This is a genomic window from Ruegeria sp. YKSF131 (genome assembly GCF_059612645.1).
Genome location: NZ_JBXWQZ010000020.1, coordinates 1 through 13,310 on the forward strand (window position 1 = coordinate 1; position 13,310 = coordinate 13,310).

Consider the following 13,310-nt stretch of genomic DNA (forward strand, 5'->3'; position numbering starts at 1 on the left):
GGGGGCCGAGACCGGGGCCACCCGCACCCAACGGTCGATCATCTTGCCACAGCGCCCGTTTCAGGTGCTGGCCGAACGCAACCCGCCGGGATTTGCAGATGTGCGCAAGTTCGTCGTCAGCAATGCGGGGCAGGTTTTGAGGTACTAATTTTCGCCTTCGGCGAGAGTATTTTTGAAAAGATGAAGCAAGGGCGGTTTTTTAGATGAGTTTGACGTCAGATCAGATGGAATTGCGCGAAGACGATATTCGCAAGCATTATCCGGCAGCGACCGCTTTGCTGAATGGGTTCGAACATGCGCCGCGGATCGCCAAAGCCGTGGAAACCACCGTTGAACGCTCGCCAGGCGTGTCAACCGGTCGGCGGTTTCGCTCGACGACACCGGGGTTGGTGACACGCCGGACCGTGCGCGCAGACGGGGTGCATCTGGTTGAGAGGATCGAAGCCTCGGACGATGGTGACGCCTTGGTTTCGCCGCCGCAAGCGACTGCACAACAGGTGATCCGCCGCGCCGTCGCAATCGCTCTGGCCGTGGCGGACACTTATGCGGAACAGACCCCGTTGGCCGATCTGAAACGGGCAAACCTGGCCGGGGATCTGCCCGCCGCACGGAAGACCGAGTTTTCAGAGGTACTGACAGCCGAAGCGCTGATCACGTTACACACGTTCGGCAACGCGCTGGCTTATCTGTTGTCCTCGCATCTGGGTGAGACCACGGTTGATATTGGTGAGATCGAAGAGGTCCTGACCGACAACGGCCAACTTGCCCTGCATGGCGCCCTGTGGGAACTGGATCAGGTGCTGGCCAAATACGCCTTGGAGGATGCCCACCTGATCGCGGCCACCAGCGCCTATGCCGAACAACTGATGGAGAAGTCAGCCCTGCGCGCAGGGTCCACAGGTCATCTGGCCCCGTTCCAGAATGCGGCCTGGCATATTGAGGCGGATGATCTGACGATACGGGGGTTCGAGCCCGCTTCAAAGGCAAAATCCACCACCTTGACCATGACGTTCAAGAAGCCGAACGAAGTGGTCGGCAACCATATCGCCAAGTATCAGGCGATGAAGTTAGCCAAGATGGTAATGGCCTATGACTTCGATCGCCGCCTGAACCCGTTTGCCGAACTTGGCGGGTTCATCTTCACCTTCATGGGTGACGGCAAACCGGGCACCGGCAAGACCACACTGATCCAGATGATGGCCGGGCTGATCAACGAGTATTGCCAGAACGCGGGCTATCCGTTCCGCTATCAGAACCTGAGCACGGATAATATCGACAGCTATCAGGGCAAATCCGGCCAGAACGCCAAGGCCTTTATCAACACGATCATCGACCCGTCGGTCATCGGGTTCGGCACCATCGACGATATCGACCAGCTGGCGGGCAAGCGCGGCGACCGGCAGTCTTCGGCCGGGCAGCTGGAGATTACCGCCGTGCTGATGGAAAGCTTTGCCGGTGCCAATACCGTCGTACGCGGCAACTGCACCTTTGGCATGTTCTCGAACTACCCCGAGAATGTGGACGACGCCCTGCGTCAGCGGGCAGGCGCACGGTTTCTGGTGGACGGGCCGCAGACGCGCGAGGATTACATCGACATCCTGCACCTGCTGATGGGTCGCAACCACGACATCCCGCTGGGCGAACACGAGGCTTACGCCGCGCAGGAAATCAAAAAGGCCGTCGCCGCCAGTTTCGAAAGCCATTCCCGCCCGCATGAGGATGCTTTGTTGCAGGTCTATGACCGGGTCTCGGGCGAGATCGGTCAGATGGACACAATTGCCAAGCTGGGTACCTACCTCAAGGCGATCCAACAGGCGGATGAACGGTTCACCGGCCGTGCGATCAAGAACATCACCGACGCGGTCAAGGTCCGCGCGATGGATTTCGAACTGCCCGACGAATGGATGGAAAACCCCGACCTGTTCCTGTTCCGCGACTATGACACCAAGAAGGCCATGATCGAGGACCTGCGCCAGCCGATCACGGTCGAGATGGTGATGCAGGAGATCAATCGCTACGCCGACAGCGAGTTCCGTTACGCCGACAAGAGCGACGAGGTCGCCATCGAAAACGCGGTGCGTGAGATGGGCCGGATGGAAGAGGCCAAGCGGCGGTATCTGAAGGGGAAGGGATGACCTATACCTCGCTGTTCGTCGCAATAGCAGTTGGGTGGGTGGTGCCCTACGCGATATGGTTTTTGGCACCAATTGTCAGAAGGTCCAAGGTTCTGCACGGATCGGTAGCAGCCTTGTTGGTCCCGCTAGTGAATTTGCTGATTTTATATACTTTGAAATCTCTGAGTCTTATATCTGTCGAGAGCATTCCACTCTGGCCGATGGCGATGTTCTCTTCAACCACCTCGATTGGCGTAATCATTGCAGTAGTCGTAAGATTGCACATGCAGAAAGAGGCGTCATGAGCGTCTGGTGTAAACGTCAAAAGGTCATCGCGGCGCAGCCGCGACGCGCCCGACCCGCCCACGTCGTGCCGAAGGCACGCCTTTGGCGTGACGGCGGGCGCGTTCCGCACCCAACCTCAGGCCGGGCGCATCGCTACCGTTGCGCGGGAAGGCAAGGGTCATGATCCGCCTCATCAAAAAAGGCCTGATGTTCGGCAACCTCGTCCACATCTCCAGCCCGGCCTTAGTCGAGAGGTATAACCGCGCGCTGCAGCATCTGGCGGGCAAGACCACTCAGCTTTCGGATTTTCATGTGGATATCTCGGGCTATTCGCCGGAGGTGGGGATTGAGTTGGAGGACGAGCTCTACCTCAACCCCAACGGGGTCAACCGGCAGTTCATCCTGCTGACGACCGAGCAGAAACGCGCGCCTTTGCTGAACGTCAAGTTCTCGACCTCGCGCGATATCCTGCGCGAGTTTATCGAGATGAATGAAGCGCATTTGTTTGCCCTGACCGCCACTGATGCGGTGGCCGGAGAGCTGGTGAACTCGGTCTTCAAGCTCAGCAGTCCCCGTGATTTGTTTAATCTGCGCAAAATCGAGATTGAGGCCGACACCGCAGGCGGCACCTTGCGCAAGGCGCAGCAGCTGGCGGGCATGGTCGAACAGTTCAAAACCGCCGAGGACGCCTGGTTCGACGATGTGCTGATCGCCAGGATGATCGAGACCGCCAAGGAGACCGGCGACGTCACGCGCAACCCCGTCCATCTGCGCCACACGGATTTTGAGCAACGCAATTTCTGGACGGCGCATTTCGGCGGGCTGTACCTGTTCCCGGACCTGGATCACCCGGCGGCGATTTGTATGGGTGACAAGCCTGACGATTTGCCGATCAAATACGTTTTTGACCCGTCGCAGCGGAACCAGATTGCAAAGTTTCTGGGTTACAATGATCTGGTCGAACCCATCGTCAAGGCGCGCGGCGTGGATGCCGCCGCAATCCTGCAGCAGAAGATGGATTTCCTGACTGTCGACGCGGCGGCGGATGCGGATGTCGACCTTACCGGGCTGGACCGAAGCGATATGCGGCGGTTGGCGCGCAATCACTCGGATCGCTTGCCCGAAGCCTATCACGGCCTTGCGCAACTGCTGCGCTGGGCAAGCGACGGGGGGCCGTGGCCGCGTATCACGTCGGATCATCCGGCTTATTTCTACACTTTGCGCGCCGCTGACACGCCGAACCGTGATCTGGTGAATATGCTGCTGGCCGAATTGGCCCCGCTGGATCCACGCCAGATGTTCATCTGCCACAAAGAGCTGTTCTATAACACCTATTCCAGATGGCCCGAGAGCAAGAAAGCCTATGTTGCCGACTTCCTCGCGCGCGAGTATCAGGTGGACAAGCAAGGGGCCCGTGCCGCGCTGTTCGGCCATGAGCCGGACATGAGCGGCGAAGACCGGGTCAGCGATGACATAATCGCGCGGGTCGGTCCGTGGGGTTCGGTAAGGAAAGGCTGAGATGTTCGGGTTATTGCGCCTTTTGCTGATCTTGTTGGTGATCCAAACGATCGCCTATGTCGCGCTGTCTTTCTACTCGCGCGGGATACGCCGTCGTAAACTGGAAAGCTGGTGGGACGAGAAGGGCAAGTCGGGCAATAAGGACGCCTTTGTCGAACGCGGGTTGCATGTGTATGACAATTCGTTCCGGCGCAAACTGATCCTGGGTGTCTATATTGTGCCATGGGTGGCGATTGGCGCGCTGATCTACATCGTGAATTACATGTGAGGGTTTAGGCATGGCCTACGTGAAATGGGCGTTCATCATCATCTTCTGGGGAACGATCGCTGCGGTCCTGCAATACTCGCTGCCGCAACACGACGTTGTGCGTATCGTAAACACCTACGAAGAGCGGCAGGATCTGAACGACTGGACACGGATATTCTGGTCCGAACCCGAAGACCAATCGACCAGCCTGTCTAACCGGGATGTGCAATTCATTCAGGCCGTGCGCGAAAATGGCAAGCCGATCGTGTACCGAAACGAAGACACCGGGTGGGGGTGGCCACCCTACTTCAAGTTCGACACGGCGAACCTTTACACCGAAGCTAATGATGCGAAATCGACCAAGGAAAACCCGAAATGGGTGGTCGTGACCCATTACGGGTGGCGCAATGAGTTCATGTCGATCTTTCCCAACGCCATTTTCATCAAACATGTGGAAGGGCCGGATGCGCAGGTCATTCCCTGGTTCAACATCATTTTCTTGACAATTTTTGCCGCGCTGGTCTGGGCGGTTTGGGTGCGCTGGCGCAGGTTCCGGAAGGCCCGAATTGATCCGATGATTGAGAATGTGGAAGACGGCTTTTATGCTGCCGGCGACGCGATTGAAGAACGCCGAAACAGATTTCAGCGCTGGCTGGACAGCTGGAAGTCGAAATAGGCCTTAACGTCGCGGGCATGTTCTCAGCACGCCCGTTGGGCCAGAGATGCCGGCTACCTGACGACAAATTCTGCGTGCAAGGCACCCGCCGCCTTGATGGTTTTCAAGATGTCGATCATATCCTGGGGCGACACCCCCAGCGCGTTCAGGCCTGCGACAACCTCCGACAGGGTCGTAGCTTCGGGGATTTCGGCAAGGCCAGTTCCTTCTTCCTCTTCGATCCCCGCAATAGTGCGCGGCACGATTACTGTTTCGCCCTTGGCAAACGGGTTGGGTTGCACGGCAATCGGCGCTTCCTGAACTGTCAGGGTCAGATTACCCTGAGAGACAGCCACACGCGATATCCGGACTTCCTGCCCCATAACGATAGTGCCGGACCGCTGATCGACCACCACACGCGCTTTTGCTTCCGGCTCGACCAGAATATTCTCGATACGCCCGATGGCATGGGCCGTTGATACTGCCTGCGTTGCAGCAATGTTGAGCTCAACCGTGCCTGAATCGCGCATGATTGCCACAGCTCTGTTGAACTCGGTATTTATGGCGAATTCGATACGCGCGGCCGTGGTGAAATCGGGTTCTCTCAATGCCAGGCGCATTTGGGTCAGAGTTGACAAGTCGAACTCAATTTCACGCTCAACACGCGCGCCGGACGGGATCACACCCGAGGTTGGCACCCCGCGCACGACCGACGCGGCCTCTCCTTCAGCGGAAACGCCACCCGCAAGGATTGTGCCTTGTGCAACCGCATAGATTTGCCCGTCTGCTGCGTTAAGTGGGGTCATAACCAGCGTCCCACCCAATAGGCTGTTTGAATCGCCTATCGCCGAAACCGTTACATCGATTTGGCCGCCGACTCTGGCAAAAGGCGGCAGACTGGCTGTCACCAAGACGGCTGCCACATTCTTAGGCCGGAAATCCTCGCCCGTTACGTTCACACCCAAACGCTCCAAGATGTTGGACATGATCTCTTCGGTGAAAGGGGAGTTGCGCAATCCGTCACCGGTTCCGTCCAAACCGACAACCAGGCCATAACCCACAAGATCATTACCTCGGACACCATCGAAATCCACGAGGTCCTTGAGGCGGATTGCCCCCGCCCAGGCCATACCGGGAAGAAGGATCAGAAGAAGTATCAGCGCCCTCATCTCAGGAAATTCACCAGTGAAAGGTTCGCATTGCGAACGGTTACCGAATAGAGGCTTTCCAACTGAAACTGCACCGTTTGCAATTTCGCCGCTGTTTCGTAAGGATCTGCTGCGATTAGCTCGTTCCGGCCGAATTCCAGACTGGTTCGGGCCATCGAATTTCGCGTAGCGGCCTGTTCGATGCGGGCCTCGGCGCTGCCGACCTGAGCCCGCAGGTTTACCGTGGCATCCTGTGCGTTGGCCAGATCGACGCCCAGCTGTGTGAACAATGCAGTGCGCTGATCGGAAGAAAGAGCCAATGTATTGTCGGTGGCTAATGCTGCTACGGCAACATCCCTCAGGGCTGCTTTGAATGCCGGGTCGGTTGCCGTGAGTGGCAGCGTAACGCTTTCATTTTCCGAGATCTGCATAGGAGAGAGCGTGGTGTTCGCACCCTGATAAATCATGGCGTCAAACCCGGCAGGGCTATTGAACCATGTGTCGGCAGCCAGGCGTATGTCGGAGACGGTCATGGCCCCCGTCAGTTGTGTCTTCAACTCAGCCAACAGCGTGTCGGTCGATGGCAGTGGCGAGACATCGGTGGCTGTACCCGAAAACAGACTGCGTCCACCAACCCGCGTGTTCAACGCCGATACCATCGTGTCGAGCTCATTCCTGGCATGATCTGACGCCTGTGCATGATTTACAGGCTGATTGGCCGTTCCGTAGGCCAACAGAGACGCGGTTATTTCGCCAACCGAATCGCCAAATGTCTTCAGGCTCAACTGCATGGCATCCGTGAACAGGGCCGCTTCGGCTGTGGCGATGCCAAAGGCGTCGAGTCTGGCAAGCGAACGGTCCAAATCCAGGATCTGAGAGTAATCTCCGCCAAGCCGGCCAGATATGTCCTGCACTTTGCCTGTGGACATCTCGTAAGAGAGGGTTTCAATCTGTGTTTTGATTTCAGTGGCGCGAGTGCGAAGGGTCATACCGCGCGCCAGATCGCCGATGGCAGTCAAGTTCATGCTCATAACCTCAGAAGCGTTTCCATAAGCTCATCGACAACCGAGATGACACGTGCGTTTGCTGCGTATGTCTGTTCGATCTGCATGAGGCGCTGTAGTTCCTGATCCGTATCGACGCCCTGTTCGGCCTCAATCTGTGACATTTGTTGTTGGCTGTTGCTGGCAAATGCCTTCCGCTGCTCCGCGGCGTGAGATTGCGCCCCGGCTTTCGACATAAGCGCCTCGGTCAACTCGGCGGCGCGCATGTTTCCAGTGCCAAACAGCCCGCCCGGTACGGCGCGCGCATCATTCAGAATGGCACCGAAAGCACGCAGTTGCGACGCTTGCCCGGGATCGCCCGGTGTTGCGGCACCCAGCCCGGCGCGGAGCTTCCAGCTGTCGCCGCCGTTGTCGGGGTCGGCAACAGAATTCAGCGAAATGCGCGATGACAGCCCGACAAAGGTTGTCGGGTCGAACCGATTTCCGTTGTCTGTGAACAGACCGGGATCTGTCGCAAGTGCCGTGGGATCCAAGCCCGGCGTTTCGAATCGTTCGATAAGATCGCGGGCAACGGCATCAAGCTGCAGCTGCGCCTCAACCGCCAATTCATCGCGAATTGAAAACTGGGCCATCAACGCGCCGCCGCGGATTTGCGCAGTGTCCCCGCTGGTGCGTACCGGGTTGCCGTTCATAGCCAATCCGGACAGCAGACCATTTGCAACCGTCATGTGGGGTTTCGTTTCACCGGTCGTGGAGAAGGTGAACTCGGACGCCTTACCTTCCAGAAGTATCAACCCGCCGTCTGAATAGAGCGATACCTGATCGTTTGCGCGTGGCACAACGTTGACCGGGATCAGGGTATTGACCTGATCGATCAGGACTTGCCGTTGATCCAGCAAGGCCCCGATATCGCCGCCGGAATTCTGAATGGCCGGAATCTTTGCGTTCAGAACTTCGATATCTTTCAGAACCAGGTTCAGGCTTTCGATATGAGCGCCTATCTTGCGGTCCGCGTCCGAGCGTGCCTGTCGCACACCTTCAGAAGCCGCATTCAGCCCTGCCGCAAGATCGCTCGCCGCGCGCGCCACTTGATCAAGTCTTTCGATCGAGTCGGGGAGACTGGCTGCGGTGATGAAGCTGTTTTCCAAGGCAGACATACGGCTGGCAAGGGATGGCGTGCGGTCTGCTGTTCCCACAAGGTTTTCGAACCGTGAACGGAAATCTGAGATGGCGGATTGAAAGGCAAGCTCGGCGTCTGACGACCGTCTGTTGGCCGTCAGAACCGGATCCTGATGCCGGATTACCCCAACCGTACGCACGCCATTGCCTGATATGGGGCTTGTCGCCAGTTCAACGGACCTGCGCGCATAGCCCGGTGTCAGGGCATTCGCGATATTCCCCGACACCACAGCGGCCCCGCGACTGGCCGCTGTCAGCCCGCCCAATGCGTTATTGAGTGCCGTCGACATATTCATGAGGCCGCTCCTTTCCTTTGGTCAGTTCTTGGATCAGCGCTTCAAGTTGGTCGTTTCCTGAAGCATCTCGTCCACCGTCTGGATCACCGTGGCGCTTGATGAATAGGCGCGCTGTGTCTGGATCAGTGATGTCAGCTCGGTTGCCACATCCGTGGTGGATTCCTCGCGCGCGAAAGAAACGATATCTCCGGTGGGACCTTCGCCCGCGTTCCACAGAAAGAACGTGCCGCTTTCGCGGGATGGAGCGTAGGTTTGACTGTCCAGCGCCGTCAAGCCGTTGGGATTGGGAACATCAGCCAGCGGGATCTGGAACATTCGGCGGCTGACACCGGTATCGTAGAATGCATAGACATAGCCACTTTCATCGACCTGAACGCTGGTCATCGTACCAACGGCAGAGCCATCCCGCGTGATTGAAACCGGAGCGAATGTATCGGATAGCTGAGTAATGCCATCGGCATCGCCGATCAGCCCGATATTGACCTCCATCGGGCCGCCAGCGACGTTGACCATGACACTGCCGGTTGCCGGATCGTAGGCGCCGCCGGTTACAGGGGTGACGCTGGCCAGAGTGCCCCCGGCTGTTCGGTTGTCGGTAAAGGTCAAAGTATATTCCCCGATAACCACGCCGCCAGATGCCGAGTCGCGCAGAACCATGGTCCATTCATTGCTGCTGCCGGTTGCCGGAACGGTCGGGATCAGTTGGATATCAATACTTTCGGATTTTCCGAGATTGTCGAAATACTCGACCGATAAAGGCTGTGTGTAACCTGGCGCACCCGCATCTGTCGCCGTTGCGGGAAGGTTCATACTCAGGTTCATCTTTGTCGTCGGGGCACCGGACAACTGATTGACGCTCAACTGAATTGGTTCAAGCGCGGCGGGCGTGTCGCGTGGAACGGGCGGGATGGACCCGTCTGCCGCAGCACGCCATCCCAATAGAACAAGGCCGGATTCGGTCACCAGATATCCTTCGTCATTGGTCCGGAAGGAACCCGTGGTCGTCAGCAACATCTCGTTGGAATTTGAGCCGACCTGCGAGCTGGATCGCACCGGCAACATGCCGCGTCCGCGCACTGCCAAATCGGTAGAGTTGCTGGTGGTCACCAGTGATCCGCGCTGGTCAATCATGCGCTGGCTGGTCGTGCGCACGCCCCCTGCCGAATAACTGCCACCCTGACCAGACGTGACCATCGAATGAAAGTCAGTTTCCACCCGTTTGTATCCGTAGGTAGAAGAGTTTGCGATATTGTCGGAAATCGTGGCCAGCCTGTTGGCGTTGGCCTTCAACGCTGCCACACCGGCATTCAGCGAAGAGGAAATGGTCATTGGCGCGCCCTTCTGTTGCGTCAAGCTTCGATGCAACAGGTAACGCGCTGCCCCTTAACAGCGCGCTAACAGGTAAAATGCGTTCTATCCTTTAGGGTCGACGCAGAAATATCACTTCGATTCGGTTGTTCCGAACTGCCATCGGATTGTCGGTGAAGAGTTTTCTGTCAGCATGACCTGTGATGCGATCCATACGGCTTGCCGCCACGCCTTTGTCCTGTAACAGCTGGCGGACTGATTGCGCCCGGGCAGTGGACAGATCCCAGGCGGTATTACGAACCTGCACAACAGGAGATGCGCTGACATGGCCTGTGACTGCAATCGGGTTGGTCACCAGATCCGAAGAACGCGCTATGATCAAAGCAAGCGCCCGCATGATCCCGGTTGGTTTCTCGGAACCGGATTCGAACAATGGCTGGGTATCCGTATCGAATAGCTCAACGACGAATCCTTCGTCGGTGACGCGTGTCACGATATGCCTGAGAAGCTTATCCGACACCTCGCTTTCACCGGTTCGCCCCAAAAGCTGAGCTTCAAGCGTCGAGAAGTCTTCGGTATCACCTTTGCCACCACCGTTGGCGTTCACACCGGTTGATCCGCGCGCCTGACGGGATTCAGTTGCGTGTTTGGTGCTGGCCCCGGCACCATCCCGCAGCAACGTCTTTTCCGACAACATACTGTCGCCGCCAAAGGCACCGTCTCCGCCGCCGGATTCGGGGCTCAGAGGGATTGTCGGGGCGAAGTAATCCGCCAATCCTTTGCGTTGCTGTTCAGTTGTCGCGTTCAGCAGCCACATCAACATGAAGAAGGCCATCATGGCCGTGACAAAGTCGGCATATGCAACTTTCCACGCCCCGCCGTGGTGACCATCACCACCCGATACACGCTTCTTCTTGATGATGATTGGCGCCGCATTGGTCTGCGCACCCATCTCCACCACCTATATTATCACCCGACTATCTGCCTAGCAGAGCAGGTCTTAAGGTGGCCTTAATACTTAAAACTGTTCAGAGTTCCGCCTAGCGTGGCAAGCTGATTGATGCACGGCGCAGTATCAATGACAGGCGATCAAAACTGTTTTCGATTCCCTCAGACTCTGGTTTGGCAAAAAAGGCGTCCAGTTCCTCATGGATGCGAACAGCCTGATCCAGCAGCGGGTCAGACCCTTCGGCATACAGCCCGGCCTTGATCATCACTTCGGACTGCTCGTAACTGCCCACGAGTTTTCGGGTTTCGGTGATCATCTGGTTCTCGGCCTCGGATGCGGCTCCTGGCAGGCTCCGCGACACTGATCTGCTGACGTCAATGGCCGGGAAACGTCCCCGTTCGGCGATGTTACGGCTCAGCACAATGTGCCCGTCCAAAACGCCGCGCAGAATGTCAGCGATGGGTTCATCCATGTCCGAACCGGCCACCAAAACGCTGAACACTGCGGTAATATCCCCCTGTTCCTGCGTTCCGGGGCCTGCGCGTTCGCAAAGACTGGCGATCAGGGGTGTGACAGAGGGTGGATATCCCCGCAAAGACGGCGATTCCCCCATAGAAACAGCAATTTCACGATGCGCTTCGGCAAAGCGGGTCACAGAATCAGCCAAAAAAAGAACGTTCAGCCCCAGATCCCGCAGATACTCAGCCATCGACATGGCCGACCAGGCGCACCGCCTGCGCGCCAACGCCGACTGGTCAGAGGTGGCAGCCACCACGATCGTGCGTTTCATGGCTTCGGGGCCAATGGCCTGCGCGACAAATTCATTCACCTCGCGTCCGCGTTCGCCAATAAGCGCGACTACGACGACATCGGCCTGCATGGACCTAGCCAGTGTGGAAAGCAGGGTCGATTTTCCGACACCCGACCCGGCGAACAACCCCACCCGCTGACCGCGCACGACGGGCAACACAGTGTTGAGAACCGACAAACCGGTGCCCATCCTCTGCCCCAACGGTTTGCGCGCCACGGCTGGTGGAGGGGCCTGTATGATATCGCGTGTCTGCGGGCCGCTCAGCAACGGCTTTCCATCCAAGGGTCTGCCAAAGGGGTCGATTACTCGTCCAAGCCAGTGCAATCCTGGTGCAAAATCCGGTGATGGGTCAAGGTAGACGCGATCCCCCAGGCTAACGCCGTCGGGCGCCGCATTGGGAAGCATTTTGATATGGCCAGCACTGACATGAAGCACCTCGCCCGCAAGATCGGACCCGACGCGCCGCCGCAATGTCAGCAAATCCCCGACCCGGGCATGCGTGTTCAATCCACCGATCTCGATCAGACCCTGTGCGACGCCGGTGACCAGCCCCACGTGACGGACTGCGGTCATCCTGTCGAGCTCGTGTTTCAGAAGTACCGGGTCGAGATCAGACATCGTGGGGTCTCCAACTGAGTTCTGAAAACGGTTTCTAAAGGAATCGGGGTTAAGCCTTGATTGAAATTGATCGAGGGAGAAGCCCCGATGTTCTATGACCTGAACGTCTTTAAGACAGCGTACGCAATGGCAACCCATGCAGGGCAACGGCAGGCGATCATTGCGCGAAACATGGCGAATGCGGATACGCCGGGCTATCAACCGCGCGATATCGAGGCCTTTCAGAAAGCTTTCGAAACCACCGGGCATGACGTGACCATGGAAGCCACGCGGCGGGGCCATCTGCACGGCAGTATGGGTGCGCAAAACTGGGCTGAGGTTGAAGCTGTGCCATCAGGCGATCCCAATGGCAATGGCGTGTCGCTTGAGGACGAGATGCTGAAATCGGTCGATGTCAAACGACAGCATGACCGAGCGCTGGCGATTTACAAATCCTCGATGGACGTTCTGCTCACCAGTTTGGGTCGCGGATAAGGGGCGGCAGGTATGAGCGATTTTTCCCATTCCCTTGCTGCGTCAGCCAGTGCCCTGCGCGCGCAATCCGCACGGTTGCGGCATGTGTCCGAAAACATCTCGAACGCAGACACGCCCGGCTATCGGCGCAAGACTGTACCGTTTGAAACCGTTCAGAAAAACGGTGGGGACATGGTGCAAGCCGGCCGCGTGACGCTTGATCAGCGTTCGCTGAGCCGCATCTACGACCCCGGTCATCCGTTGGCAGATGAAAGTGGTCACTACCAAGGCTCCAACGTCGATTTGATGATTGAAATCGCGGACGCCCGGGAAGCCCAGCGCAGTTATGAGGCCAATCTAAAGATGTTTGATCTGACGCGGCAGATGTCGTCGTCGCTGATGGAATTGCTCAGAAAATAAGGACAACCAGAATGGATATCCGATCACTCAACGCCGCGCAGAATTATGCCGGCGCACGCTCTGCCACACAGGCCGATCCCGATCATAGCGGGACGGCACAAGGATTGAGGGCGACCTTTCAGGACTTTGCAGCCACGCTGAGACACAGCGAACAGATATCTCAGTCTGCGATGGTCGGTCAGGCTGATCCCCATGCACTTGTTCAGGCGCTTGCCCAGACCGAACTGGCGGTAGAAACCGCGGTGATCGTCCGCAACAAAGTGGTCGAAGCCTATCAGGAAATCCTAAGAATGCCGGTCTGACCC

General features: G+C 57.7%; 14 protein-coding genes. 7 read left to right on the forward strand and 7 right to left on the reverse strand.

Going from position 1 to position 13,310, the window contains the following annotated elements; genetic code table 11:
* Positions 1–203 precede the first annotated feature (203 nt).
* Positions 204–2,135, forward strand: coding sequence for an AAA family ATPase (locus tag AC2FLZ_RS09245; protein ID WP_496882104.1), 1,932 nt, complete (start codon positions 204–206; stop codon positions 2,133–2,135).
* 308 nt (positions 2,136–2,443) lie between these two features.
* Here the strand turns inward: AC2FLZ_RS09245 and AC2FLZ_RS09250 are convergent, their stop codons facing one another.
* A complete protein-coding gene (locus AC2FLZ_RS09250) occupies positions 2,444–2,581 on the reverse strand; it encodes a hypothetical protein (protein ID WP_496715773.1) in 138 nt (45 codons plus the stop codon).
* On the opposite strand from AC2FLZ_RS09250, the gene AC2FLZ_RS09255 reads away from it, so the two are divergent.
* Genes AC2FLZ_RS09255 through AC2FLZ_RS09265 form a run of 3 tightly spaced genes read left to right on the forward strand, consistent with a single transcriptional unit; the run spans position 2,580 to position 4,840 of the window.
* Positions 2,580–3,917 (forward strand): DUF6638 family protein, encoded by a 1,338-nt coding sequence (locus tag AC2FLZ_RS09255; protein ID WP_496715774.1) that lies wholly within the window; start codon positions 2,580–2,582, stop codon positions 3,915–3,917. The two genes, AC2FLZ_RS09250 and AC2FLZ_RS09255, sit on opposite strands and share 2 nt — an antisense overlap.
* A 1-nt stretch (position 3,918) precedes the next feature.
* A complete protein-coding gene (locus tag AC2FLZ_RS09260; protein WP_480474728.1) occupies positions 3,919–4,185 on the forward strand; it encodes a hypothetical protein in 267 nt (88 codons plus the stop codon).
* 10 nt (positions 4,186–4,195) lie between these two features.
* The gene (locus tag AC2FLZ_RS09265) at positions 4,196–4,840 is read left to right on the forward strand and encodes a DUF1523 family protein (protein WP_480520045.1); all 645 of its coding nucleotides are present in this window, start codon (positions 4,196–4,198) and stop codon (positions 4,838–4,840) included.
* Between the two features lie 53 nt (positions 4,841–4,893).
* Here the strand turns inward: AC2FLZ_RS09265 and AC2FLZ_RS09270 are convergent, their stop codons facing one another.
* From AC2FLZ_RS09270 to AC2FLZ_RS09295, 6 genes are all read right to left on the reverse strand, one after another.
* Positions 4,894–5,988, reverse strand: a complete 1,095-nt coding sequence (locus AC2FLZ_RS09270; protein ID WP_480520043.1) for a flagellar basal body P-ring protein FlgI — start codon at positions 5,986–5,988, stop codon at positions 4,894–4,896.
* A complete protein-coding gene (locus AC2FLZ_RS09275; RefSeq protein ID WP_496882105.1) occupies positions 5,985–6,992 on the reverse strand; it encodes a flagellin in 1,008 nt (335 codons plus the stop codon). Before AC2FLZ_RS09275 ends, AC2FLZ_RS09270 begins: the two co-directional genes overlap by 4 nt.
* A 2-nt stretch (positions 6,993–6,994) precedes the next feature.
* The gene (gene flgK, locus AC2FLZ_RS09280) at positions 6,995–8,446 is read right to left on the reverse strand and encodes a flagellar hook-associated protein FlgK (RefSeq protein ID WP_496882106.1); all 1,452 of its coding nucleotides are present in this window, start codon (positions 8,444–8,446) and stop codon (positions 6,995–6,997) included.
* Positions 8,447–8,479: 33 nt separating this feature from the next.
* Positions 8,480–9,775 (reverse strand): flagellar hook protein FlgE, encoded by a 1,296-nt coding sequence (locus AC2FLZ_RS09285; RefSeq protein WP_496882107.1) that lies wholly within the window; start codon positions 9,773–9,775, stop codon positions 8,480–8,482.
* Positions 9,776–9,866: 91 nt separating this feature from the next.
* Positions 9,867–10,706 (reverse strand): OmpA/MotB family protein, encoded by an 840-nt coding sequence (locus tag AC2FLZ_RS09290; protein WP_480494531.1) that lies wholly within the window; start codon positions 10,704–10,706, stop codon positions 9,867–9,869.
* Between the two features lie 88 nt (positions 10,707–10,794).
* On the reverse strand, positions 10,795–12,132 hold the full coding sequence (locus tag AC2FLZ_RS09295) for a FliI/YscN family ATPase (RefSeq protein WP_480494533.1): 1,338 nt from the start codon (positions 12,130–12,132) through the stop codon (positions 10,795–10,797).
* An 87-nt stretch (positions 12,133–12,219) separates the two neighbouring features.
* On the opposite strand from AC2FLZ_RS09295, the gene AC2FLZ_RS09300 reads away from it, so the two are divergent.
* From AC2FLZ_RS09300 to fliE, 3 genes are read left to right on the forward strand one after another with little or no spacing between them, the layout of a single operon-like run.
* Positions 12,220–12,606, forward strand: a complete 387-nt coding sequence (locus AC2FLZ_RS09300; RefSeq protein ID WP_496882108.1) for a FlgB family protein — start codon at positions 12,220–12,222, stop codon at positions 12,604–12,606.
* A gap of 12 nt (positions 12,607–12,618) precedes the next feature.
* On the forward strand, positions 12,619–13,005 hold the full coding sequence (gene flgC / locus AC2FLZ_RS09305; RefSeq protein WP_496882109.1) for a flagellar basal body rod protein FlgC: 387 nt from the start codon (positions 12,619–12,621) through the stop codon (positions 13,003–13,005).
* An 11-nt stretch (positions 13,006–13,016) separates the two neighbouring features.
* On the forward strand, positions 13,017–13,307 hold the full coding sequence (fliE, locus tag AC2FLZ_RS09310; RefSeq protein ID WP_496882110.1) for a flagellar hook-basal body complex protein FliE: 291 nt from the start codon (positions 13,017–13,019) through the stop codon (positions 13,305–13,307).
* Positions 13,308–13,310: the final 3 nt, after the last annotated feature.